Below are 23,611 nucleotides of genomic sequence, written 5' to 3' on the forward strand. Positions count from 1 at the left end.
AGAGACCGTTCGGGCGCGACCCTTCACCCGGGAGGCGGGATGAGGTGGATCGCGATTCGGGCGGCGATGCTGTTCGACGGCACGGGACTGGTCCGGGACCCGCTCGTGCTCGTGGGCGACGGCCGGATCGCCGAGATCGTCTCCGGGCCGCGGGCCGTTGCCCCGCCGGATGCAGAGCTGGTGGACCTGCCCGGCGCCACGCTGTTGCCCGGGCTCGTGGACACGCACGAGTGCCCTCCGGGCGTGGTGATGGGCGGACCGGCGGCGAGGATCGTGGGCAGCGGGCCCGGTACCGCGCCGTCTCGCAACTTCAGCGCGAGGTAGGCGCGGTCGCCGAGGTCGCGCACTTCCTTGGCGGCGAGGCGTCCGGCGTCGACGGCGTGCGCGCCGCGGTGCGGGAGCGGGCGGAGCGGGATGTCGACGTCGTCAAGGTGATGGCGAGCGGTGGCGAGCTGACGCCCGGTTCGATGCCGTACGAGCCCCAGTTCACGCCCGACGAGCTGTGCGCGCTCGTCGACGAGGCACACCGGTGCGGCCTGCCCGTCACGGCCCACTCCCACGCGGTCGAGGGGATCCGGAACGCGCTGGCAGCAGGGGTGGACGGCATCGAGCACTGCGTCTTCCGCACCAGCGATGGCGTCGAACCGCCCCCCGAGCTCGTGGCTGCGCTCGTGGAACGGCAGGTCGTGGTCGGGTTCACGGCCGGGATCGCGCCGTCGGACGTGCCGCCACGGCCGGAGATCCTGCGGTTGATCCCCGCGTTCACCGCGCTGTTCACGCGGCTGTGGCGGGAGGGCGTGCGAATCGTCGTCGGCACCGATTCCGGGATCGCCCCCGTCAAACCGCACCCCACGCTCCCGTACGGGGTCGCGCACCTCGCCTCGCACGGCGTGCCGGCGGCCGACGCGCTGCGGACGTGCACCGCGACCGCGGCCCAGGTGTGCGGCCTGGGGGACCGCAAGGGCCGGATCGCGCCCGGCTACGACGCCGACGTCCTCGTCGTTCCCGGCGACCCGCTCGCCGACCTCTCCGTGCTGCACCACCCGCTCGCGGTGTTCGCCCGCGGCGAGCGCGTTCGCTGAGCGACGCTTGCGGAGCGAACAGACAACGCTGAGCGACGCTTGCGGAGCGAACAGACAACGCTGAGCGACGCTTGCGGAGCGAGCCGACAACACCGAGGTGGCAGACTTGTCGTTCGTGCCGCCCTTCGGGATATATGTCCACGTGCCGTTCTGCGCGGCGCGCTGCGGCTACTGCGACTTCAACACCTACACGGCCTCGGAGCTGGCTGGGTCCGGTGCATCGCCGGACGGGTGGTTCGCCGCCGTGCGGCGGGAGCTCGACATCGCCGTCCGTGCGGTCGGGCGGCGAGCCGTCGACACCGTGTTCGTGGGCGGCGGCACGCCGTCGCTGCTTGGCGCCGCCCGGCTCGGCGAGGTGCTCGGCGCCGTCCGGGACGCATTCGGGCTGGCGCCTGGTGCGGAGGTCACCACCGAGTCCAACCCCGAGTCGACGTCGCCGGAGTTCTTCGCCGAGCTGGCGGCGGCCGGGTTCACCCGGGTCTCGCTGGGCATGCAGTCGGCCGCGCAGCACGTGCTGCGCGTGCTGGAACGGCGACACACACCGGGGCGGGCGGTGGCGGCGGCCATGGAGGCGCGCGCGGCCGGGATCGCCCACGTCAACCTGGACCTGATCTACGCAACCCCCGGTGAAACCGACGACGACCTGCGTGCGTCGCTCGACGCGGTGCTCGCCGCCGAGGTGGACCACGTCTCCGCGTACTCCCTCATCGTCGAGGACGGCACCGCCCTTGCCCGCCGGGTGGCGCGGGGCGAGCTCCCCGCCCCCGACGACGACGTGGCCGCCGCCCGCTACGAGATGATCGACGACCGCCTCACCGCAGCCGGCTTCGACTGGTACGAGGTGTCGAACTGGGCCGCCTCGCCCGAGGCCGCCTGCCGGCACAACATCGGCTATTGGCAGGACGGCGACTGGTGGGGCCTCGGCCCCGGCGCCCACTCCCACCTCGCGGGCGCGCGGTGGTGGAACGTCAAGCACCCGGCGCGCTACGCGTCCCTCCTGGCTGCGGGGGAGTCGCCGGAGGCCGACCGCGAACTGCTCACCGACACCGAGCGGCACACCGAGCGGGTGATGCTGCAGCTGCGGCTCGCCACCGGTCTCCCCACGCACCTCCTCGACGGCCTTGGCACGGCGGCCGCCACGCGAGCGGCGGCCGACGGCCTGCTCGACCCGGCCGCGTTGGCGGCGGGCCGGGCGGTGCTCACCCGGCGGGGCCGTCTCCTCGCTGATCGGGTGGTGCACGACCTGCTGGCCGGGGCCTCTGTCTGACAATCGGGCCACCCCGTGCGCTGAGACCAAGGCCGGGCAGTGATGTCGGGCAGTGATAAGGCCTAGGATCGCGCCGGATGGGACTGATCTTCAACGCCGTCGCCGGCGAACTCCCGCTGGTGCAACGGGTGTGGTCGGCGAGCTGTGACGCCGCGACCGGCTTCACCTCGGCGGCCAAAGCCTCATCCATGATCGCGTTTGCGTGGAGCGATGGCCGGTTGACGGTGCACCTCCGCGGACCGGAGACGATGGGCACATCGCTGACCTGCCCGGAGGGCTGTGAGTTCTTCGGCGTCGAGCTGCGGCTCGGTGCTTATCTGCCGCTGTATCCGCCCTCCGGTCTGACCGACCTCAACGATGCGCTGTTGCCGACCCTGCCGGGTGGCCGGATCTTGCTGGACAACCGGGACTGGGAGATGCCGACCGAGCAGAACGTCGACGTCTTCCTCAACCGGCTGGTGCGTGCCGGTTTGTTGATCTTCGACCCGCTCGTCGACGAGATCCGGCACGGCGAACGACCACGCGGCATGTCGGAACGGATCGCGCAGATCAGGTTCCGCCGGGCCGTCGGGATCTCGCACCGCAAACTCGTCAGCATCGAACAGGCACAGCACGCCGCGCAGCTCCTCATGGCGGGGAGATCGATCGCCGACGTGGTGACCGCCAGCGGTTACTACGATCAGCCGCAGCTCGCGCGGGCGATGCGGTGGGCGACCGGTCACACCCCAGGCGGGTTGAGGTCCGGCATCTCGTTTCTGGCGTTGTGATGCGGGCTTCGGTTCGGTACAAGACGAACTGATCAGCCGGATGGTTGGCTCCCGGGCGTGCGAAAACTGATCGAATACAACCACCTCTCGATCGATGGGAGGTTCTCCGGCGACGACTTCTGGGCCGGGCAGATGAAGGTCGCCCCCAACGACAACCAGTTCGCCTATCAGCTCCAGCTGCTGTCCTCGGCGGTCGGCCTCGTGCTCGGCCGGGTGACCTACGAGGGCTTTGCCGGAACCTGGCCGACCATGACCGGTGATCTCGCCGACAAGATCAACTCGCTACCCAAGCACGTCGCCTCGACCACGCTGACCGAGACCACGTGGAACGCCGAGGTGCTTCCCGGCGATGCGGTCGACGCCGTCGCCCAGCTCAAAGACTCCGGCGACGGCACATTGGTGAAGTACGGCAATGGCCCGTTCAGCCGGGCTCTGGTCGAGGCGGGTCTGCTCGACGAGTTGCATCTGAGTATCTCCCCATTCGTCGCTGGGTCCGGTGAGTCGATGCTGTCCGGCATCCGCACTACCGCCATGGAACTGACGGGAGTGACTGAGATCGGCAACGGCGCGGTGGTGCTGACCTATACACCGAGTCGGTAGCCGGGCACCTCGAAGCTGGCGGCCTCGGCAGGTTCGATCTTCTCGACTTGGATCGATCTATGGCAGACAGGCGGTGACTCCCGCACCGCTCAGAACGGTGGCTCCTCCTCGGTGTCGGGTTTCGGTGGTGGTGGGGCCGGGTTGTTGCCGTCGCGCCACAGGATGCGCAGCTGGTGTGGGTTTCCCGGCTCGGTATCGGGGTCCTGGCGTTGGTCGGTTCCTTCTGGTGGTGGGTCCGGGTCGGGTAGGTCGGGTCGGATCGGTTCGCCGCGGGTGCGGTAGGTGCGTCCGAGTGGGGAGATCCACACGAAGTGCCCCGGTCGCGGCTGGGTCAGGGTCCAGCCGCGGTCTTTGTCGGGGTGGTGGCGCCAGCAGCCGGGTCCGATGTTGGCCTGCACGGTGTCGCCGCCGTGGGCGTGGTCGATGGTGTGGTCGAGTTGGGAGCGCCGTGCCGGGCGGTCGCAGCCGGGTCCGACGCAGCTGCGGTCGCGGATCCGGACGTGGTCGGCCAGGGCGCCGCGGGCGAACCGGGCCCGTGGATCCTTGCCGAGTTCGCGCCACGTGCGGTGGCGGTCGGCCCACTGGTCGGCGATCTCGGCGATCAGCCCGGTCCAGTCCCCGGTCAGGTCGGGGTCGGCGGCAAACCGGCGCAGCTCGGCCAGGGTCAGGTGCAGCTCGACCACCCCGCCGCGTACCCGGTCCGGCGGTCCCGCGCCGGGTGGGTGGCCGGGTCGTGGTCGGCGCCGCAGCGGCCCGGCCAGTAGCAGGTAGCCGTGGGTGTCGAGGATGGCGAAGTGCCACCGCGCGCCTCGGCGTTGCCGGGCGGCCACGGTGCGGGCGGTCTCGGCGTCGACCGGGCCCAGGCCGGGGATCTCGGCGGGGCGCTGGTCGCAGCCCAGCATTGTGGCCAGTCCGACCCGCAGTTCAATTCCTTGGCGGATGCCGATCCGCTCGCCGCGCCAGCGGTCCTCACCGGTGCGGGGCGGCATCGCCGCGGTCCCTGTCGCGCCGGTCCCTGTCGGGCTGGCCGACTCGTCGCCGGTGGACCTTTCGCCGGTCGGGCTTTCGCCGGTCGGGCTCTCATCAGCCCGGTTCCGACCGCCCGGCTCTGCGTGGCCTGGCTCTGCGTGGCCTGGCTCTGCGTGGCCTGGCTCTGCGTGGCCTGGCTCTGCGTGGCCTGGCTCTGCGTGGCCTGGCTCTGCGTGGCCTGGCTCTGCGTGGCCTGGCTCTGCGTGGCCTGGCTCTGCGTGGCCTGGCTCTGCACCCGTCGACGCTGCGCCGCTCGACGCTGCGCCGGTTGGCTCCCACCCCGCGCCGGCCTCGGCGTCGGCAGCCTCGCTGCCGCGTTCCGAGTCGCTGGTGTCCCCGATGCCGGGATCGGTGTCGTCGCGGTCGTCGGGCCGGCGGCTGGTGAGCAGCCGGTCGAGGATCTGCGCCTCGGTGAGCCCGTGGAACGCCCCGTCCAGCATGCCCAGGTATAGGTCGGCGGTGATCTGGCCGAGCCGCCCGGGGTGTCCGGCCCGCTTCGCCGCCTCCGCCAACCGATCCAGGCGGGCGGCCGCGGCGGCCGCCTCGTCCGGCGGGAGGCCGTCCCCGGACAGGGTGGCGGTGCCGTCCCGGTTCAGGAACAGCACCACCCCGCGTTCGCGGAGCCCGCGCCGGTAGCGGCGGCGGTGGTAGTCGGGGTCGATGGCCTGGATCGCGGCCAACAGGCGTCGGGACAGCTGGCGGGCGGTCCACCGGGAGGCCAGCGGCACGAACCGTTCGCACAGCCGCCGGATCTGGGCCGGGGTGAGTTCCCTCCGGGCCGGGTCCAGGTGATCGCAGAAGATCTGCGCTTTGCCCCGGTCGATCAGGCCCTGTTCCAGGGCGGTGAACACCAGCGGCAGCCCGCGCAGTGTCAGGGCGAAGGCCAGTTCGCGGTCGGCGGTGGTGGGGGTCCAGGTCAGCGCGGCGGCGATCTCGTGGGAGGCCCACTCAAAGTCCTCGTCGGTCCGGGAGACCGCCGCGTCGGGCAGTCCGGTGACCGGGGTGGCGCGGGCGATCTCGGCCATGCCGGCGAACAGGCACGCCTGGTCGTGGGCCAGCTGCCGGGATCGGGCCTGCAGGACCTCGACCAGCCGCGCGTTCGGCACCTGATTCCACGGCAGGTCGGCGAGCAGGGTGGCCAGCCGGGGACCGGGCGGTAGGTCCACCGCCTGGTCGATCAGCTCCGCCACTCCCGGCATGATTCGAACATACGATCGACCCCCGACCGTTTCGGCTCGCCTGCACGCGCTCCCAGCGAGATCACCGGAATGGCCCAACCGTTGGCTCGGCTTACGTCGATATCAAGGAGGCGCCGCGAGACTGCGGCAGCGCGCGCCATAACCCCCGACTCGGACACGGACCCCCAATCACATGAGCCCAACTCTCACGATGAAGAACCGCCGAACGATCGCGATCGTGGGGATGGCGGTCGCTGCGATCGTCATCCTCCTGCTCTTCGTGATCTTCTCGAACAGGGGTGGATCGGTCCCGGACCTGTCTCCGGAGCCGGAGCCGGGAGCTCAGCAGCTCTACGTGAGCCCGACCGGCGCCGACGGGAATGACGGCTCGCAGGGCGCGCCGCTGCGCACCATCCAGGCTGCCCTGGACGAGGTGGAGGCGGGCGGGGTGATCAACCTCGCGCCGGGAGAGTACCGCGAGCAGCTCACGACCCAGCGCGACGGCGAACCCGGCGCGCCAATCACGATCAGGGGCCCGGAGAACGGGAAGGACCCGTCGGGGCGCAACCAGGCCGTGCTGTACGGCACGGGTCGCATCGTCAACATCGATCACAGCCACTACACGCTCGAAGGGTTCACGATCGACGGGCAGGAGCGGCTGACCGCCCAGCAGCTGCCCGCCGACCTCGGCGCGGTCGACGCGTTCAAGAACGGCGCGCAGCCGCAGATCGAGGACAGCAAGCTGATCTACGTCGGCTCGGCCGACACGGCCAGGGACGTCACCGGCATCACGATCCGCAATATGTTCCTCACCGAGGCCGGCACGGAATGCGTGCGCATGCGCAACAATGCGAACGGCAACACGATCGCGGACTCGGTGATCCAGTACTGCGGCCTGCGCGCCGGGAGCACCGGCGGCGACGACGATGACGACGACCGGTTCCCGTACCACAACGGCGAGGGCGTCTACATCGGAACGAGCCCGAACTCGGACAACCAGCCGATGGCCGACAACGACACCAGCTCGAACAACACGGTGACCGGCAACGTCATCCGGACCTTCGGCTCGGAATGCCTCGACGTCAAGGAGAACGCGCACGACAACGTGTTCGAGAACAACGAGTGCTCCGGCAACACCGAACCCCGCGAGTTCAACGGCAGCAACGTCGAGCTGCGCGGCCACGGCAACATCGTCCGCGGCAACGTGATCGCCGACAGCGCCGGCTGGAACATCAAGATCCAGGCCGACGACGAGGACGACTACGACAACGGCGGGAACGTCCTCGAGAACAACACGCTCTCCGGGGCGGCGGCGGAGCCGGTGCGCATCGGCTCGGACGCCCAACAGGGGGCGTTCTGCGGGAACCGGGTCACGGCGCCCGTGCCGGTCGACGGCCCGTCGCCCGGGGACATCGCCGCGCCGTGCCCCTGAGGCCACCCACCGGCTGATTCGTCGGGCTTGTGCTCGCTCCATACGGCCGGCCACGCACCCCAACCGATGATCACTGGTCGCTGCCAGAGCTCGTGATCAGCGGAAGTGGTGCCAGAGCGTCAAATCTGTCGCTCCGACACCACTTCAGGCGATCACGATCCGTGGGTCCCGGCGTGGACGTGGGCGACCCGCTCGCTGTGGCTGTAGACGTTCATCCGCCCGTCGCGGACGAACCCGGCCAGCGTCAGGCCGCACTCGACGGCCAGCTCGACCGCGAGCGAGGACGGGGCGGAGACGGCGGCGAGCACGGGCACCCCGGCCATCACGGCCTTCTGCGCCAGCTCGAACGACGCGCGCCCGGACACGACGAGTACGGATCCGATGGCCGGCACCCGGCCCTGCATGAGTGCCCAGCCCATGACCTTGTCGACGGCGTTGTGCCGCCCGACGTCCTCGCGCACCACGAGCGGCTCGCCGGTTGCCGTGAACAGACCGGCGGCGTGCAGGCCGCCGGTGCTGTCGAACACGCGCTGCCGGTCGCGGAGGATGTCGGGGAGGGCCGTCAGCACCTCGGGTGCCACGCGCATCGGATCGTCCGCGGGGGAGTACCGGGAGCGCAGCCGCACCGCGTCCAGCGACGCCTTGCCGCACACGCCGCACGATGACGTCGTGTAGAAGTTCCGCTCCACGCCCGGCGCGGGGGCGGGCACGCCCTCGCTGAGCCGGATGTCGAGCACGTTGTAGGTGTTGCGGCCGTCCTCGTCGCGGGATCCGCAGTAGCGGGCGTCGCGGACGTCCTCGACGGCGCCGATGACACCCTCGGTGAGCAGGAAGCCGTGCGCCAGCTCGACGTCGTGACCCGGCGTCCGCATCGTCACGGCGAGCGCGCGGCCGTCGACGCGCAGTTCGAGCGGCTCCTCGACGGCGAGGGCGTCCGGCCGGCGGCTCGCGCCATCGGGGGTGAGTCGCAGGACGGGGCGGCGGGCGATCAGACGGCCCATGGACGTGCTCCCGGGTCGAGGGGGAGGAGGCGGGCCGCGATCGCGTCCGCCGGGCCGGGGTCGACCACCGCGAAGGCGTCGGCGGCAGCCGCGCCCCGCAGCATCGCCGATCCCGCGTGGCCCACCGGCACGGCCCCGGACGGGTCGACGGCCACCGGGACGAGCCGGGTGTGCAGGGGATGCCGGGCGATCCCGCCAGGGATCGGCACCGCCATCAGCCCCGGGAGCGGTTCCCCGCGCAGCCCCGCCAGTGCGGGGACGGCGACGGTCAGGAACGCGGCGAGGGCTGCGAGCGGGTTGCCCGGCAGGCCCACCACGAGGGTGTCGCCGAGTCGAGCCAACGCCTGTGGATGTCCGGGGCGGCAGCGGACGCCGTCGACGAGGAGTTCGGCGCCGAGCTCGGTGAGCGTCGCACGCAGATGGTCGGCCGGGCCAGCCGCGGAGGATCCCGAGACGAGCACCATGTCCGCAGGCTCGCCCGCACCCACTGGAACCCCAGGCGCCCCGAGAGCCGGGCCGACATCGCCGTGGACCGGCATCCCGGCCGCCGCACCCAGCGCGGCGCGCAGGAGGCCGCGGTCGTCGGGGACGGCAAGCGGCTCCGCGGGCCGAGCACCCGCGCGCGCGAGGAGTCCGGGGAGCATTGGCCCGATCGCGTCCCGGACCTGGCCCGGCCCGGGACGTCCGCCGCTGACCAGCTCGTTCCCGGTGACGAGCGCGACGACGCGCGGCAGCGGCCGCACGAGCAGGCTGTCGTAGCCCAGTGCGGCGGCGAGCCCGAGCGCGGCCGGAGTGACAAGGGAGCCCGCTGGCAGCACCTGCTCGCCTGCCGCGCACTCCTCGGCGACGGGGCGGATGTGGCGCCCCGGCGGCGCCGCGCCGCTCAGCAGATCCCCGTCCCGGACCGCGTCCTCGTCGGCCAGAACGGCCGTCGTGCGCGCCGGCAGGGGCGCGCCGGTGACGACGGCGCACGCCTCGCCCTCGGCCAGGCTGCCCAGCCACGTCGTTTCAGCAAAGCCACTTTCGGGCAACGTGCTTGCGTGAAAGTGGCTTTGCCGCAATTCGGGGGTGAGCACCCGCCATGGCGGCGCACCGCACACGGCGTAGCCGTCCATCGCCGAGCGGGGCACCGGTGGGTGGTCGGCCACCGCGACCAGCGGCGCCGCGAGCACCGTGCCGTCCGCGTCGGCGAGGGCGACCTCGCGGGGCGGAAGCGGCGTTGCGGCCGCGTGTGCGACCTCCCGCGCCGCGTCCCACGCGAGCGTTCCGGTCCTGGCCGCCGCGTGCCGCACGTCCGCACTGGTCATCGGACACCGGCCGGGCGGAGCAGCTCCGCCGCCTGCAGGGCGATCGGGTCGAGCCCCGCGCCACCCGCGGCGAGGTGCTCGAGGAGCGCGGTCCGCATCCGCGGGTCCCAGAACGTCCGCACATGGGCGGCAACGGCGTGGGCGGCCTCGTCGAGCGGCCGGTGTGCGAACTGCACCGCGATGTCGTTGGCCAGCCGCACGTAGGTAGGCGTGCCGTCCATCACTCACCCGCCGCGGGGACGGGCCTCGCGGCGAGCTCCTCGCGTACCGCGGCCTGTTCCGGTGCGAGCGCGACCTGCACCGCCGTGACCTTGTACTCGGGGCAGTTGGTGGCCCAGTCGGAGTTCTCGGTGGTCACGACGTTGGCGCCGGTGACGGGATGGTGGAAGGTCGTGTAGCAGACCCCGACCGGCATGCGCTCGGCGATCACCGCCCGCAGCGTCGTGCGGCCGACCCTGCTGGAGAGCACGACCATGTCGCCGTCGCCGATGCCGCGCACCTCGGCGTCGTGCGGGTGCAGCTCCAGCAGGTCCTCGGGGTGCCACGCCACGTTGGCGGTGCGCCGGGTCTGCGCGCCCACGTTGTACTGGGACAGGATCCGGCCGGTCGTGAGGATCAGCGGGAACTTCCGGGTGCTGCGCTCGCGCGTCGGCACGTACGTGGTCTCCACGAACTTGCCCTTACCCCGTACGAAGCCGTCTACGTGCATGATCGGTGTGCCCTCTGGGGCGTTCTCGTTGCACGGCCACTGCACGCTCCCGACCTTGTCGAGGTGGTCGAACGACACCCCGGCGAACGTGGGGGTGGTGAGCGCGATCTCGTCCATGATCTGGGCGGCCGAGTCGTAGTGCATCGGGTAGCCCATCTCCTGGGCGATCTCGCTGACGATCTGCCACTCGTGCTTGCCGGTCTTGGGCGCCATCACCGGCCGGACCCGGTTGATGCGGCGTTCGGCGTTGGTGAACGTGCCGTCCTTCTCCAGGAACGACGTGCCGGGCAGCAGCACGTGCGCGAACTTCGCCGTCTCGTTCTCGAACAGGTCCTGCACGACGAGCAGCTCGAGCGCGGCGAGCGCGGCGTGCACGTGCTGGGTGTTCGGGTCGGACTGGGCGATGTCCTCGCCCTGCACGAACAGGGCGCGGAACGATCCGTCGATCGCGGAGTCGAACATGTTGGGGATGCGCAGCCCCGGCTCGTCGAGGATCGGCGTGCCCCACAGCTGCTCGTAGATCTCCCGGGCGCCGTCCTCGGAGACGTGCCGGTAGCCGGGCAGCTCGTGCGGGAACGACCCCATGTCGCAGGCGCCCTGCACGTTGTTCTGGCCGCGCAGCGGGTTGACGCCGACGCCGTCGCGGCCGATGTTGCCGGTGGCCATCGCGAGGTTGGCCATGCCCATCACCATCGTCGAGCCCTGGCTGTGCTCGGTGACGCCGAGGCCGTAGTAGATGGCGGCGTTGCCGGCGCTCGCGTAGAGCCGGGCGGCTGCCCGCAGCTCGGCGGCGGGTACCCCGGTGATCTCCTCGACGGCCTCGGGGCTGTGCTCGGGCCCGGCGATGAACGCCTCCCACTCCTCGAACCCCTCGCAGCGGGCGGCGACGAACTCGCGGTCGGCCAGCCCCTCGGTGACCACCACGTGCGCCATCGCGTTGACGACCGCCACGTTGGTGCCGGGGGCGAGCTGCAGGTGGTGGGCGGCCTCGATGTGCGGGGACCGGACGAGGTCGATGCGCCGCGGGTCGAGGACGATCAGCTTCGCGCCCTGCCGCAACCGCCGCTTCATCCGGGAGGCGAACACCGGGTGCCCGTCGGTCGGGTTGGCCCCGATCAGCAGGATCACGTCGGCCTTCGCGACGGACTTGAAGTCCTGCGTGCCCGCCGACGTGCCGAAGGTCTGCTTGAGCCCGTAGCCGGTGGGGGAGTGGCAGACGCGGGCGCAGGTGTCGACGTTGTTGTTGCCGAACACCGCGCGCACCATCTTCTGGACCGCGTAGACCTCCTCGTTCGTCGTCCGGGACGAGGTGATCGCGCCGATCGAGCCCGGCCCGTGCCCGGCCTGGATCTCGCGGAGCCGCCGTGCCGTGAACGAGATGGCCTCCTCCCACGACACCTCGCGCCAGGGGTCGGCGATCGAGTCGCGCAGCCGCGGCGTCATCACCCGGTCCGGGTGGCTGGCGTAGCCGAACGCGAACCGGCCCTTCACGCACGAGTGGCCTTCGTTCGCGCCGCCGTCCTTGTACGGGACCATCCGCACGAGCTCGTCACCGCGCAGCTCGGCCTTGAACGAGCAGCCGACGCCGCAGTAGGCGCAGGTGGTGACGACGCTGCGGGTGGGCATGCCGAGCTCGACGACCGACTTCTCCTGCAGGGTGGCGGTGGGGCAGGCCTGCACGCAGGCGCCGCACGAGACGCAGTCGGACTCCATGAACGACACGCCGGCGCCCGCGGCCACCTTCGAGTCGAATCCGCGGCCCTCGATCGTCAGGGCGAGGGTGCCCTGCACCTCGTCGCAGGCGCGGACGCAGCGTGAGCAGGCGATGCACTTGGAGGCGTCGAAGTCGAAGTAGGGGTTGGACGTGTCCTTGAGCAGATCCATGTGGTTCGCGCCTGCGTCCACGCCCGAGCCGTAGCGCACCTCGCGCAGCCCGGTGACGCCCGCCATGTCCTGCAGCTCGCAGTCGCCGTTGGCCGAGCAGGTGAGGCAGTCGAGCGGGTGGTCGGAGATGTAGAGCTCCATCACGCCGCGGCGCAGCTTGCCGAGCTTCTCGGTCTGCGTGCGGACCACCATCCCGGGGGCGACCGGTGTCGTGCACGAGGCGGGGGTGCCGCGCGCCCCGTCGATCTCGACGACGCAGAGCCGGCAGGAGCCGAACGCCTCGAGGGAGTCGGTGGCGCACAGCTTGGGGATGTCGAGGCCGGCCTGCTTGGCCGCCCGCATGACGGACGTGCCGGGCGGGACGGCGACCGCGACCCCGTCGATCGTGACCTCGACGGTGGCGGCGCCTTCGCGCGCCGGGGTCCCGAAGTCCGGTTCCTTGAGCAGACTCATTTGGCGAAGTCCTCCCCGAAGTGGCGCACCGCGCTGCGCACGGGCATGGGGGTCAGCCCGCCCATGGCGCAGAGCGACCCGTCGGTCATCAGCTCGCACAGGTCCTCGAGCAGCACGAGGTTCTTCTCCCGCTCCTGGCCGGTGCGGATCCGGTCGATCGTCTCGACGCCGCGCACCGCGCCCACCCGGCACGGCGTGCACTTCCCGCACGACTCCTCGGCGCAGAACGAGAACGCGAAGCGGGCCATCGCGGCCATGTCGACGGTGTCGTCGAAGACGACGATCCCGCCGTGCCCGAGCATCGCCCCGGCCGCGGCGAACGCCTCGTAGTCCATCGGCAGGTCGAACTTCTCCACGGGCAGGTAGGCCCCGAGCGGGCCGCCCACCTGCACGGCGCGGGCCGGGCGGCCGGACGCGGTGCCCCCGCCGAGGTCGTCCACCAGCTCGCCGAGGGTGATCCCGAACGCGGTCTCGACGATCCCGCCGCGCGCGATGTTGCCGCCGAGCTGGAACACGCTCGTGCCCCGGGAGCGGCCGACGCCCAGCGCGGCGTACGCCTCCGCGCCGTCGGCGAGGATCGCGGGCACCGAGGCGAGCGAGAGCACGTTGTTGACGACGGTCGGGCGGCCGAACAGGCCTTCGAGGGCCGGGATCGGAGGCTTGGCCCGCACCTGGCCGCGCTTGCCCTCGAGGCTCTCCAGCATCGAGGTCTCCTCGCCGCAGATGTAGGCCCCCGCCCCGACCCGGACGTGCAGGTCGAAGGTGAGGTCCGAGCCGAGGATCCGTTCGCCGAGCCAGCCGCGGGCCCGTGCGGCCTCGATCGCCTCCGTCAGCGTCTCGACCGCGTCCGGGTACTCCGAGCGCAGGTAGACGTAGCCCTCGCTCGCGCCGACGGCGTGCGCCGCGATCGTCATGCCCTCGATGAGGGTGAACGGATCGCCCTCGATGAGCATCCGGTCGGCGAACGTGCCGGAGTCGCCCTCGTCGGCGTTGCAGCAGACGAACTTGATGTCCGCGTCGGCGCCGAGAACCGTGCGCCACTTGATCCCGGTGGGGAAGCCGGCCCCGCCGCGGCCGCGCAGGCCGGAGGTGACGACCTCCTCGACGACGTCGGCCGGGCTCATCCGCAGCGCGGTCCGGAGGCCGGCGAGGCCGCCGTGGGCCTCGTAGTCCTCGGGCGAGCGGGGGTCGACGATCCCGACGCGGGTGAAGGTCACCCGTTGCTGCCTGCGCATCCACGGCAGGTCCTCGACGACGCCAATACTCTCGCCCTGCCCGTCCAGCAGGCCGGCCGCGACCAGCCCGTCGACGTCCTCCGGGGCCACCGGCCCGTACCCGACGCGGCCGGCCGGGGTCTCCACCTCGACGAGGGGCTCCAGCCAGAGCATGCCGCGCGAGCCGGTGCGCACCACCTCGGCACCTGCGGCGGCGATCCGCTCGGCCACCGCGTCGGCGCCGACGGAGCGGGCCGCCGAGTCCCGAGGGACGTAGACGCGGCGCTTGCCCGCACTCACCCCGCCGGCTTCCATCCCCCTCATCGGGCCACCTCTCCGAGCAACGCGTCGAGCCGGGCGGGACTCACCCGGCCGTGCAGCCGGCCGTCGACCTGCACCGCGGGTCCGAGGGCGCAGTTGCCGAGGCAGAAGACCTCGTCGAGGGTGACCGCCCCGTCGGAGGTCGTCTCGCCGAACTCGACGCCGAGCCGGCGGCGGGCGTGCGCGCCAAGCGCTTCCGCCCCGACCGCTTGGCAGGCCTCGGCCTGGCAGATCCGCATGGTGGCGCGCCCGCCGGGGGCGCGGCGGAAGTCGCGGTAGAACGTGACGACCCCGTGTACCTCGGCGGCGGAGAGGTTGAGCACCTCCGCGATCACCGGGACGTCCGCCTGATCGATGTGGCCGAGGTCTTCCTGGACCGCGTGGAGTATCGGGATCAGGGGGCCGCGCAGGTCGCGACGTGCAGTCGCGATCTCGCGGATCCGCTGCACCCGCACTGCGGCGAGATCGGTGACGTCCGTCGTCATACTGTAGACAATCACGACCTGACCTCAGGTGGGTCAAAGCAATCTTCGTGATCCCTTGATAAACGACATCTATCAGCCGCGGCGATACGCCCGCCCGCGCGGCGAGAGCCGGTAGCCGACCTCCAGGCTCTCGGTCAGTCCCAGCTCCTTGAGCTTGCGGACGTCGCGCTTGAACGGCAGCGTCTCCCGGCCCATGCGGGCAGCGAGGTCGGGGGCGCGCACGCCCGGGTTCTCCGCGATCAGCTCCAGCACCGCGGCTGTCCACGGTCCGTGGGGCGCGGTGCGGTCCATCCGCGCCAGCCGGGTCTCGATCTCGGCGCGGTCGGCCTTCGACAGCCGCCGCTTCGCCCGCAGCGCCACGCGCGGGTCGGGTCCGGCCAGCCGTAATCCGATGCGGTAGAGCACGCCGTCGCCACGCTGGGCCCGCTGCAGCGCGGCGAGATCGGCGAATCCGGCGGCGCCGGCGTCCTCGGGCGTCAGGCCCGCCTCGTCCACCGGATCGACCGAGGTGATCTCCAGGACGCCGACCTGGGTGCGCTGCGTGCCGCCTACGCGCACGCGCGGCCGGTCCCACCGCCGGAACACGCACGTGACCGTCCCGGCGGCGATGGCGTCGAGGACGGGGCGACGGATCAGCACACGCACATCGTGCCTGCGCTGCCGACAGGGCAGAACACATAGACTGGGGGAAGTCCACCGGAAAATCGCGGGGAGGAGCGCTGCCGTGAACGCCGACGAGCGTCGCTTCGCCGTCCTGCGGGCGATCGTCGCCGACTACGTTTCCACCCACGAGCCCGTCGGTTCCAAGATGATCGTGGAGCGGCACAACCTGGGCGTCTCCAGCGCCACCGTGCGCAACGACATGGCGGTGCTGGAGGACGAGGGCCTGATCGCCCAGCCGCACACGAGCGCGGGGCGCGTGCCCACCGACAAGGGCTACCGGCTGTTCGTCGACCGGTTGACCCAGGTCAAGCCGCTGTCAGGGCCGGAGAGGCGCGCCGTGCAGGCGTTCCTCGACGGCGCCGTCGACCTCGACGACGTGCTCCGGCGCAGCGTGCGGCTGCTCGCCCAGCTCACCCGGCAGGTCGCGGTGGTGCAGTACCCCACGCTCACCCGCTCCACCGTGCGCCACTGCGAGGTCGTCTCGCTCACGCCCGCCCGGCTGATGCTGGTGCTCATCACCGACAGCGGTCGCGTCGACCAGCGGGTCGTCGACCTCGGCGACGTGATCACCGACGACGACGTGGGGCAGCTGCGCACCCTCGTCAACGGCGCGCTGGTGGGGCGGCCCCTCGCGGCCGCGTCCGCCGCCGTCGCCGAGCTGCCCACCACGGTGCCCGCCGACCTGCGCGACGCGATGATCGCAGTGTCGACGGTACTGATCGAGACGCTCGTCGAGCACCCGGAGGAGCGGCTGCTCCTGGGCGGCACGGCCAACCTCACCCGCAACGTGGCCGACTTCCCGCACTCGCTGCGCCAGGTGCTCGAGGCCCTCGAGGAGCAGGTCGTGGTGCTCAAGTTGCTGGCGTCCGCCCAGGAGCGGGGCACGGTCACCGTGCGCATCGGCGAGGAGAACGAGGCTGAGGAGATGCGCGACACCTCTTTGGTGTCCATCGGCTACGGGCCGGGCACCGTGCTCGGCGGTATGGGGGTCGTGGGACCCACGAGGATGGATTACCCCGGTTCGATCGCCGCGGTGCACGCGGTGGCCCGATACGTGGGTGAGATCCTGGCTGGACGCTGACGCGCGGCGAAGAGCCGCATCCGGAGCAGTACTGATCGAGAAGGACCATGGGGAACGCGCACGTGGTACGGGATTACTACGGGACACTCGGCGTCGCGCCAGACGCCGGCCCTGACGAGATCAAGCGGGCCTACCGCAAGCTGGCGCGTGAGCTGCACCCCGACGTGAACCCGGACCCGGAGGCGCAGGAGCGCTTCCGCGAGGTCAGCGCCGCGTACGAGGTGCTGTCCGACCCGGAGAAGCGGCGCATCGTCGACCTTGGCGGCGACCCGCTGGGCAACGGCAGGGGCGGCGGGGCAGGCCAGGCCGACCCGTTCAGCGCGTTCGGCTTCGGCGACATCATGGACGCCTTCTTCGGCGGCCAGGGCGGTCCGCGCGGCCGTGGCCCGCGCAGCCGGGTGCAACCGGGTGGCGACGCGCTGATCCGGATGCGACTCACCCTCGAGGAGTGCGCCACCGGCGTCACCCGCGACCTCACGGTCGACACCGCCGTCCTCTGCAGTGAGTGCAGCGGCTCGGGCTGCGCGCCCGGCAGCGCTCCCACGATGTGCGACATCTGCAACGGTCGTGGCGAGGTGCAGAGCGTGCAGCGCTCGTTCCTCGGCCAGGTCGTCACCTCGCGGCCCTGCCCCAACTGCCGCGGTTTCGGCGAGGTGATCCCCGAGCCGTGCCGGCAGTGTGGCGGCGACGGGCGCGTGCGCTCGCGGCGCACGGTCGGCGTGCGCATCCCGCCGGGTGTCGCCGACGGCATGCGCGTCCGGCTGGCCGGGCAGGGCGAGGTCGGTCCGGGCGGCGGTCCCGCGGGTGACCTGTACGTGGAGGTCGAGGAGGAGCCGCACGAGCTGTTCACCCGCGACGGCGCCGACCTGCACTGCAGCGTGCCGCTGCCGATGACGGCCGCCGCGCTGGGCACCACGCTGCCGCTGCCCACCCTCGACGGCGCCGAGGAGCTGCACATCGAGGCGGGCACACAGGCGGGCACCGTGATCACGCTGCGCGGCAAGGGGATGCCACGGCTGCGGTCCACGGGCCGGGTCGACGGCCATGGCGATCTGATGGTGCACGTGGACGTCGTCGTGCCCACCAAGCTCGATGCCCGGCAGACCGAGCTGCTGCGGCAGCTCGCGGAGCTGCGGGGCGAGGAGCAGCCGGATCTCGCGGGTGGCAACCGCAACGGGCACGGGATCTTCTCGCGGCTGCGCGACTCGTTCGGTCGATGACGGGTTCCCTCGTACCCGGATCCTTCGTCACGGTCGGCGGGCACGCCACCTGGCACGCCGAGTACGGCAGCGGGGAGCCACTGGTCTACCTGCACGGCGGGTTCTCCAGCTCGCGCGAGTTCGTGCCGGTGCGGCAGGCGTACGCGGAGCGGTTCCACGTCTTCACGCCCGACCGGCGCGGCCACGGCCGCACCCCTGACGTCCCCGGCCCGTTCAGCTACGAGGTGTACGCGCGGGACGCCGTCGCGTTCCTTGAAGAGGTCGTCGGCGGTCCCGCGCACCTCGTGGGCTACAGCGACGGCGCGATCACCGCGCTGCTCGCGGGGCTCGCCCGCCCCGATCTCGTGCGCCGGATGGTGCTGATCAGCGGCCAGTTCCACCAGAGCGGCCTGCTCCCGGCATTCTTCCACGGGCCGGACGCGGTGACCGAGCTACGGGCGACCCCGCTCGCCGCCTGGTACGCGGAGGAGTCCCCGGACGGCGGCGAACACTTCCCGGTGGTCGCGGCGAAGATCATCGAGAGCGCGCTCACCGGGCCGACGCTCACCGCGGAGCAGCTCGCGGGCGTGCCGGCGCGCACGCTCGTCATGTCGGGCGACGACGACGCGGTGGCCCTCGAGCACACGGTCGAGATGTACCGGTCGTTGCCGGAGGCCGAGCTGGCGGTGGTGCCCGGCACGTCGCACCTGCTGTGCATGGAGAAGCCCGCGCTGGTCACGCAGCTCGTGCTCGACTTCCTGACCAGGGACCCCGTGCCCACGATCATGCCCATCCGTCGCGCATGAGCCCCCCTGTCATGAGCCCCCTGTCATGAGTACAGCGCCACTCTTCCTGCTCGACACCCTGCCGGCCGCCGGGGCCGCCCGGCTGGAGGGGCCGGAGGGCCGGCACGCCGCCACCGTCAAGCGGCTGCGGCCCGGCGAGGCCGTGCTGCTGTCCGACGGCCGTGGCGGGCTGGCGCACGCCGTGGTCGACGCGGCGGGTCGCGACACCGTCGACCTCACGATCACGGGGCGGGCCGATGCCGACCCGCCCAGCCCTCGGGTGCTGCTCGCACAGGCTCTCGTGAAGGGCGACCGCGGTGAGCTGGCCGTCGAGCTCGCCACAGAGGCCGGCGTGGACGGGATCCTGCCGTGGCGCGCCGCGCGGTGCGTGGCCCGCTGGGAGGACGGGCCGCGTGGGGAGAAGGCACTGGCCCGCTGGCGCGGCACCGTCCGTGAGGCCGCGAAGCAGGCCCGCAGGCCGTGGCAGCCGGTCGTCGAGGAGCCGGTCTCCACGGCCGTGCTCGCCGGCCGCGTCGCCGCGGCCGACCTCGCGGTCGTGCTGCACGAGGCCGCCTCCGCACGGCTCGCCGACCTGCCGCTGCCACCGCGCGGGGAGCTGCTGCTCGTGGTCGGTCCGGAAGGCGGGATCACCGACGGCGAGCTCGAGGCGCTGGTCGCGGCCGGCGCGCGGCCGGTGCGGCTGGGCCCCGAGGTGCTGCGCGCATCGACAGCGGCCGCGGTGGCGCTGGGCGCATTGGGGGTGCTCACCGCGCGCTGGGGGTGACGTGCCACCGTCATCCGGGTGAGACCGGGTTCGCCCTGGTCGCGGCGGGGGTACCTTTCGCCTATCACGGATCGTGCCGCGGGTGTTCGCACCCACGGGGCCGCCGGCCTGTTTCCCCCAGCCGGCGGAGCCACGCCGTGGTGGGTGTACCCCCCACGTCCACCGCGGCGTGGCAACCAAGTGCGATGCTGGCCGCGTGCCGACTCCGCTCCGGATCGCCTATGGCGACCACCCCAGCCAGTTCGGCGAGCTCACCCTCCCTGATGGCGATCCCCGCGCCGTCGTCGTGGTGGTGCACGGCGGCTTCTGGCGCCGGCGCTTCGGCCTCGAGCTCGGCAGGCCCCTCGCCGCCGACCTCGTCGGCGCGGGCTACGCGGCCTGGAACATCGAGTACCGGCGCGTCGGCGGGGACGGTGGCTGGCCTGCCACGTTCGACGACGTCGCGGCGGCCGTCGACCTGCTCGCCGAGCGCGATCTGCCGCTGGACCGGGTGGTGGCCGTCGGGCACTCGGCCGGCGGGCACCTCGCCGCATGGCTCGCGGCGCGTCCCGGGCTGCCGACGGACGCTCCCGGTGCCGCTCCGGCCGTGCGGCTGCACGGGGTCGTGAGCCAAGCAGGCGTGCTCGACCTCGTCGACGCCGAGCGGCGCGGCGTGGGCAACGGCGCCGTCGCCGACCTGCTCGGCGGCGTACCGGACGACGTACCCGACCGGTACGCCCTCGCCTCCCCGGTGGAGCGGCTGCCGCTCGGCGTTCACGTGGTGTGCGTGCACGGCACCGCCGACGTCAACGTGCCGATCCGGCAGAGCGAGCGGTTCGTCGCGGCGGCGGGCGACGAGGCGGAGCTTGTGGCCCTGCCCGGGGTAGAGCACTTCGCGGTGATCGACCCGGCGACGCAGGCGTGGCACGTGTGCCGGGACGCGGTGGAACGGCTGTGCCGAACGGCGTGACCCGATCGCTACTGAAAGGAATTGGTTCGACACATAGGGCAAGCGACGCACCGGTTTACCTTAAAGATTAGTGGGTTACCTTAGAGCTTTGTGACAAGGCGCGCCGTCCGTGCCAAGCTCGAGGTGTGAATCAGCCTTTCCGGAGCTCGAACCATGAAGAGCTGTTCGGGCCATACCGCCTCGAGGCACTGCTCGGCCGCGGCGGAATGGGTGAGGTGTTCCGCGCTTTCGACACCGAGTACGAGCGGGTCGTCGCCCTCAAGCGGTTGCCCGCTCGACTGACGGATGATCACGAGTTCCGCGCCCGGTTCGAGCGGGAAGCGCAACTGGTAGCCGGCCTGCGCAACCCGCACATCATTCCCATTCACAGGTTCGGTGACCTCGACGGATGCCTGTTCGTCGACATGCGCTTCGTCGACGGCCTCGACGTCGCCGATTTGATCAAGGCGGTCGGGCCGGTCTCGCCCGAGCGGGCCGTCGCGATCACCGAGCAGGTGGCCAGCGCACTCGACACCGCGCACGCCGGAGGGCTCGTCCACCGCGGGGTCAAGCCGTCGAACCTGTTGATCGACCGGAATGTCGCCGAGTCGTTCGACGAGTCACCCAGCGGCCACGTCTATGTAGTGGACTTCGCAATCACTCACGCTGATGCCGCCACCCGGAGCTATTCGTTGGGCCATACGGACGCATTTCTCGGCGGCTTCGAGTACATGGCCCCCGAGCAGTTCGACGGCGTGATCGACAAACGTGTCGACATCTACGCGCTCGCGTGCGTGCTGTTCGAACTGGTCACCGGGCAGAAGCCGTTTCAAGCCACCGGATCCGGACTTCCTCAGTGGGCACATGCGCATCTCCACGTCGCGCCAACCGTCCCCTCGCAGATCCGGCCAGAACTGGGAACGGGGCTCGACGAGGTCATCGATCGTGCGCTGGCGAAGAAGTCCGAGGATCGGTACGAGAGCGCAGGCGAGTTGGTCGTCGCAGCCAGAGAGGCACTTGCCGCGACCGGAGAACCGTCCACCGAGGTGGCAGTAATCGGGCTTGACAATCGGGCGGACGAGTACGCCGACGTCGCAGAATGCGCGGAGCGCAAGCCCATCGAGCGGGCGGCCGGACTCGACGTGCTCGAGGACGGTGCCTCGCCGGATCCGTCGGCCGCGACGGTGCGGGTCGCCGATCTTCCTCGTCAGTGGGGCGACACGTCGGTCGAGGTGCCCGGGGCGCTCTTCATCCCGGCCGGCGACGAGGAGGCCCGGTCCGCAACAGACTCGGTGATCGAGATCGTGGACGACGCCGAGAACTACGAGGCACCACCCGCCGGCACCGTGGTGTCCGGCGAGGAGGCTGACCCGCAACCGGGCAGGGCAGAGCAGCGGGCGGCCGCGGACGACCGGCGGGAGCCGCAGGCCGGCGCCGCTGAGAATGTGTTCGAGAAGCGCGGAGCGGCCCGCCCAGGACAGCCGGGACCTGCTGGATCACCGGCGTCTGCTGCCCACAGGCTGGTTTCGCGAACACGTTCGTCCGCACGATGGTGGCTGGCGGTCGTCGCGGTCATCGGCGTTCTGGCCGCTGGGGTCGGAACCGTCGTGACCATGTCGGAGGACGACCCGGCCGATGCCGCCGAGTCGGCCACGCCTCCTGATACGCCCGAGGCGATGCCACCGGAACGGGTCGCTCCGTCCGACGCCACCGGCCCGACGGTTCGGACGGTGGTGCCGGTCGGGCAGGCTCCGCAGGGTCTCGCCGTCTCCACGCGCGGCGGGCCGGTGCTCGTCGCCAACGTCGGCTCGCGGACCGTCTCGGTCATCGACCACGATGTCGCGGCCGTGTCCGCAGCGATGCCGATGCCCGGCACGCCGCGCTACGTCACGGTCAGCCCGGACGGACGCCGCGCGTACGTCAGCATGTACAGCGGCGAGGGCGCCGACAGCGCGGTGGCGGCCGTCGACATCGCCAGCGGCTCGGTCTCGGCGCTGGTGCCCAGCAGCCCGGAGCCGTACGCCCTTGCCGCCGCCCCGACCGGAGACGTCTACGTGCCGAGCCACGGCTCGGCGAGCGTCGCGATCCTCGACGGGCAGACGCTGGAGTTCGGCACGTCCGTGACGGTCGAGCCGAACCCGCACAGTGTCGCGTTCTCCCCGTCCGGAGGGCGCGCCTACAGCGCGAACCACGAGTCCGACAGCGTCTCCGTCATCGACGTTGCCTCGAACACCGTGGTGACCACGGTCGACGTCGGGCGCAGCCCGCACGCCCTGGCGGCCTCGCCCGACGGACGCCTCGTGGCGGTCGCGAACTACGACGACGGCACCATCTCGTTCGTCGAGACCGTCGACAACCGGACGACCATGACGGTTCCCGTCGGCCCGACGCCGCAGCATCTGACGTTCTCCGCCGACAGTCGGCGCCTGTACGTCGTCAACGAGGACACCGATGCGCTCACCACGGTCGACGTCGCGACCGGCGCGGTGGTGGCCACCACGCCGGTGGGGCGGAGCCCCCGTTTCGTCGTCGCGACATCCGACGGCACGTTGTACGTGTCCAACAGCGTTGACGGGACGGTGAGCGTCCTCGACGTGTCGTGACATGCGCGGTTTCCCATAAGTTGGGCTCGTCCACTGCGCAGAGCCCCGGGAGGAACCCATGTCCGTGCTGTCCGACCTGCTCGCCGCGCTGCGCGACCGCACCGTCGAGGTCGTCGACCTGACCGCCCCGCTGCAGGCGGACACCCCGGTGCTGCAGCTGCCGCCGCCGTTCGCCAACGCGTCGGCCTTCGGGCTCTCCGAGATCAGCCGCTACGACGACCGCGGCCCGGCCTGGTACTGGAACGACATCCACACCTCCGAGCACACGGGCACCCACTTCGACGCGCCGATCCACTGGATCACCGCGAAGGACGGGGAGGACATCGCGCAGGTCGCGCCGCAGAAACTGCTGGCGCCGGCCGCGGTGCTCGACTTCGCCGACCAGGCGGCCGCGAATCCCGACTTCCTGCTCGAGATCGAGCACGTGCGGACATGGGAGAAGGAGCACGGGCCGCTGCCCGAGGGTGGCTGGCTCCTGTACCGCACAGGATGGGACGCCCGCAGCGAGAACGCGGCGGCGTTCCTGAACGCTGACGACACCGGTCCCCACACCCCGGGCATCTCCGTCGACTGCGCGAAGTGGCTGGCCGAGGAGTCGCCGTTGATCGGCCTGGGCGTCGAGACCGTCGGCACCGATGCGGGCACTGCCCATTCCTTCGACCCGCCGTTCCCCTGCCACAGCTTCCTGCTGGGCGCCGGCAAGTACGGGCTCACCCAGCTGCAGAACCTGGCCCAGCTGCCGCCCACCGGGGCGGTGGTGGTGGCGGGCCCGCTGCCGATCGTCGGCGGCTCCGGCAGCCCCGCGCGCGTACTGGCGCTGGTGGAGCGGTGAGGCGCGC

21 protein-coding genes are annotated in these 23,611 nt (G+C 71.8%); 13 read left to right on the forward strand and 8 right to left on the reverse strand.

The annotated features are described in order from the left end of the window. Positions 1-39: 39 nt before the first annotated feature. The 5 genes from K1T35_RS12530 (at position 40) to K1T35_RS12550 (ending at position 3,716) form a co-directional block, all read left to right on the forward strand. Positions 40-324 carry a hypothetical protein gene (locus tag K1T35_RS12530; RefSeq protein ID WP_220260337.1) on the forward strand — a complete coding sequence of 95 codons (285 nt, stop codon included), beginning with the start codon at positions 40-42 and terminating at the stop codon, positions 322-324. Further along, positions 231-1,082: an amidohydrolase family protein gene (locus tag K1T35_RS12535; RefSeq protein WP_220260338.1), complete on the forward strand. Its 852-nt coding sequence runs from the start codon at positions 231-233 to the stop codon at positions 1,080-1,082. Before K1T35_RS12530 ends, K1T35_RS12535 begins: the two co-directional genes overlap by 94 nt. 97 nt (positions 1,083-1,179) lie before the next feature. Continuing rightward, a complete protein-coding gene (gene hemW, locus K1T35_RS12540) occupies positions 1,180-2,349 on the forward strand; it encodes a radical SAM family heme chaperone HemW (protein ID WP_220260339.1) in 1,170 nt (389 codons plus the stop codon). Between the two features lie 77 nt (positions 2,350-2,426). After that, positions 2,427-3,116: a helix-turn-helix domain-containing protein gene (locus K1T35_RS12545; RefSeq protein ID WP_220260340.1), complete on the forward strand. Its 690-nt coding sequence runs from the start codon at positions 2,427-2,429 to the stop codon at positions 3,114-3,116. Positions 3,117-3,173: 57 nt separating this feature from the next. Then, a complete protein-coding gene (locus K1T35_RS12550; RefSeq protein WP_220260341.1) occupies positions 3,174-3,716 on the forward strand; it encodes a dihydrofolate reductase family protein in 543 nt (180 codons plus the stop codon). 89 nt (positions 3,717-3,805) lie between these two features. Here the strand turns inward: K1T35_RS12550 and K1T35_RS12555 are convergent, their stop codons facing one another. Further along, entirely contained in the window at positions 3,806-5,944 is a 2,139-nt protein-coding gene (locus K1T35_RS12555; protein WP_220260342.1) for an HNH endonuclease signature motif containing protein, read from the reverse strand. 190 nt (positions 5,945-6,134) lie between these two features. Here K1T35_RS12555 and K1T35_RS12560 point away from each other — a divergent pair, with 190 nt between their 5' ends. Next, entirely contained in the window at positions 6,135-7,355 is a 1,221-nt protein-coding gene (locus K1T35_RS12560) for a hypothetical protein (protein ID WP_220260343.1), read from the forward strand. Positions 7,356-7,507: 152 nt separating this feature from the next. On the opposite strand, the gene fdhD is transcribed toward K1T35_RS12560, so the two are convergent. From fdhD to K1T35_RS12595, 7 genes are all read right to left on the reverse strand, one after another. Then, the gene (fdhD, locus tag K1T35_RS12565) at positions 7,508-8,356 is read right to left on the reverse strand and encodes a formate dehydrogenase accessory sulfurtransferase FdhD (RefSeq protein WP_220260344.1); all 849 of its coding nucleotides are present in this window, start codon (positions 8,354-8,356) and stop codon (positions 7,508-7,510) included. Continuing rightward, positions 8,344-9,663 (reverse strand): molybdopterin molybdotransferase MoeA, encoded by a 1,320-nt coding sequence (locus K1T35_RS12570; protein ID WP_220260345.1) that lies wholly within the window; start codon positions 9,661-9,663, stop codon positions 8,344-8,346. The genes fdhD and K1T35_RS12570 overlap by 13 nt, the downstream gene beginning before the upstream one ends. Further along, positions 9,660-9,884 carry a formate dehydrogenase subunit delta gene (locus K1T35_RS12575; RefSeq protein ID WP_220260346.1) on the reverse strand — a complete coding sequence of 75 codons (225 nt, stop codon included), beginning with the start codon at positions 9,882-9,884 and terminating at the stop codon, positions 9,660-9,662. Before K1T35_RS12575 ends, K1T35_RS12570 begins: the two co-directional genes overlap by 4 nt. Next, positions 9,884-12,709 (reverse strand): formate dehydrogenase subunit alpha, encoded by a 2,826-nt coding sequence (fdhF, locus tag K1T35_RS12580; RefSeq protein ID WP_220260347.1) that lies wholly within the window; start codon positions 12,707-12,709, stop codon positions 9,884-9,886. The genes K1T35_RS12575 and fdhF overlap by 1 nt, the downstream gene beginning before the upstream one ends. Then, positions 12,706-14,247: an NADH-quinone oxidoreductase subunit NuoF gene (locus K1T35_RS12585; RefSeq protein WP_255621818.1), complete on the reverse strand. Its 1,542-nt coding sequence runs from the start codon at positions 14,245-14,247 to the stop codon at positions 12,706-12,708. The genes fdhF and K1T35_RS12585 overlap by 4 nt, the downstream gene beginning before the upstream one ends. After that, entirely contained in the window at positions 14,244-14,729 is a 486-nt protein-coding gene (locus K1T35_RS12590; protein ID WP_220260348.1) for a formate dehydrogenase subunit gamma, read from the reverse strand. The genes K1T35_RS12585 and K1T35_RS12590 overlap by 4 nt, the downstream gene beginning before the upstream one ends. A 72-nt stretch (positions 14,730-14,801) precedes the next feature. Then, on the reverse strand, positions 14,802-15,368 hold the full coding sequence (locus K1T35_RS12595) for an ASCH domain-containing protein (RefSeq protein ID WP_220260349.1): 567 nt from the start codon (positions 15,366-15,368) through the stop codon (positions 14,802-14,804). A gap of 85 nt (positions 15,369-15,453) precedes the next feature. Between K1T35_RS12595 and hrcA the strand changes: the two genes are divergently transcribed. The 7 genes from hrcA (at position 15,454) to K1T35_RS12630 (ending at position 23,604) form a co-directional block, all read left to right on the forward strand. Then, entirely contained in the window at positions 15,454-16,473 is a 1,020-nt protein-coding gene (gene hrcA, locus K1T35_RS12600; protein WP_255621819.1) for a heat-inducible transcriptional repressor HrcA, read from the forward strand. A gap of 62 nt (positions 16,474-16,535) precedes the next feature. Then, positions 16,536-17,693 (forward strand): molecular chaperone DnaJ, encoded by a 1,158-nt coding sequence (gene dnaJ, locus K1T35_RS12605; RefSeq protein ID WP_220262554.1) that lies wholly within the window; start codon positions 16,536-16,538, stop codon positions 17,691-17,693. Next, positions 17,690-18,478 (forward strand): alpha/beta fold hydrolase, encoded by a 789-nt coding sequence (locus K1T35_RS12610; protein ID WP_220260351.1) that lies wholly within the window; start codon positions 17,690-17,692, stop codon positions 18,476-18,478. The genes dnaJ and K1T35_RS12610 overlap by 4 nt, the downstream gene beginning before the upstream one ends. A gap of 25 nt (positions 18,479-18,503) precedes the next feature. Next, entirely contained in the window at positions 18,504-19,241 is a 738-nt protein-coding gene (locus tag K1T35_RS12615) for a 16S rRNA (uracil(1498)-N(3))-methyltransferase (protein WP_220260352.1), read from the forward strand. 196 nt (positions 19,242-19,437) lie between these two features. After that, complete coding sequence (locus K1T35_RS12620) at positions 19,438-20,190, forward strand: S9 family peptidase (RefSeq protein WP_220260353.1); 753 nt, start codon at positions 19,438-19,440, stop codon at positions 20,188-20,190. Between the two features lie 125 nt (positions 20,191-20,315). After that, the gene (locus tag K1T35_RS12625) at positions 20,316-22,772 is read left to right on the forward strand and encodes a protein kinase (RefSeq protein WP_220260354.1); all 2,457 of its coding nucleotides are present in this window, start codon (positions 20,316-20,318) and stop codon (positions 22,770-22,772) included. 58 nt (positions 22,773-22,830) lie between these two features. Beyond that, the gene (locus K1T35_RS12630) at positions 22,831-23,604 is read left to right on the forward strand and encodes a cyclase family protein (RefSeq protein WP_220260355.1); all 774 of its coding nucleotides are present in this window, start codon (positions 22,831-22,833) and stop codon (positions 23,602-23,604) included. The last annotated feature ends 7 nt before the right edge of the window (positions 23,605-23,611 follow it).

Origin of the sequence: Pseudonocardia sp. DSM 110487 (assembly GCF_019468565.1) — a bacterium.
GTDB lineage: Bacteria > Actinomycetota > Actinomycetes > Mycobacteriales > Pseudonocardiaceae > Pseudonocardia.

Coding starts and splice junctions, on each gene's coding strand:
- K1T35_RS12615 (WP_220260352.1), top strand. CDS start 18,504: ATGAGTACAGCGCCACTCTTCCTGCTCGACACCCTGCCGGCCGCCGGG.
- K1T35_RS12545 (WP_220260340.1), top strand. CDS start 2,427: ATGGGACTGATCTTCAACGCCGTCGCCGGCGAACTCCCGCTGGTGCAA.
- fdhD (WP_220260344.1), bottom strand. CDS start 8,356: ATGGGCCGTCTGATCGCCCGCCGCCCCGTCCTGCGACTCACCCCCGAT.
- K1T35_RS12575 (WP_220260346.1), bottom strand. CDS start 9,884: ATGGACGGCACGCCTACCTACGTGCGGCTGGCCAACGACATCGCGGTG.
- K1T35_RS12560 (WP_220260343.1), top strand. CDS start 6,135: ATGAAGAACCGCCGAACGATCGCGATCGTGGGGATGGCGGTCGCTGCG.
- K1T35_RS12570 (WP_220260345.1), bottom strand. CDS start 9,663: ATGACCAGTGCGGACGTGCGGCACGCGGCGGCCAGGACCGGAACGCTC.
- K1T35_RS12610 (WP_220260351.1), top strand. CDS start 17,690: ATGACGGGTTCCCTCGTACCCGGATCCTTCGTCACGGTCGGCGGGCAC.
- K1T35_RS12585 (WP_255621818.1), bottom strand. CDS start 14,247: ATGAGGGGGATGGAAGCCGGCGGGGTGAGTGCGGGCAAGCGCCGCGTC.
- fdhF (WP_220260347.1), bottom strand. CDS start 12,709: ATGAGTCTGCTCAAGGAACCGGACTTCGGGACCCCGGCGCGCGAAGGC.
- K1T35_RS12630 (WP_220260355.1), top strand. CDS start 22,831: ATGTCCGTGCTGTCCGACCTGCTCGCCGCGCTGCGCGACCGCACCGTC.
- K1T35_RS12555 (WP_220260342.1), bottom strand. CDS start 5,944: ATGCCGGGAGTGGCGGAGCTGATCGACCAGGCGGTGGACCTACCGCCC.
- K1T35_RS12530 (WP_220260337.1), top strand. CDS start 40: ATGAGGTGGATCGCGATTCGGGCGGCGATGCTGTTCGACGGCACGGGA.
- K1T35_RS12590 (WP_220260348.1), bottom strand. CDS start 14,729: ATGACGACGGACGTCACCGATCTCGCCGCAGTGCGGGTGCAGCGGATC.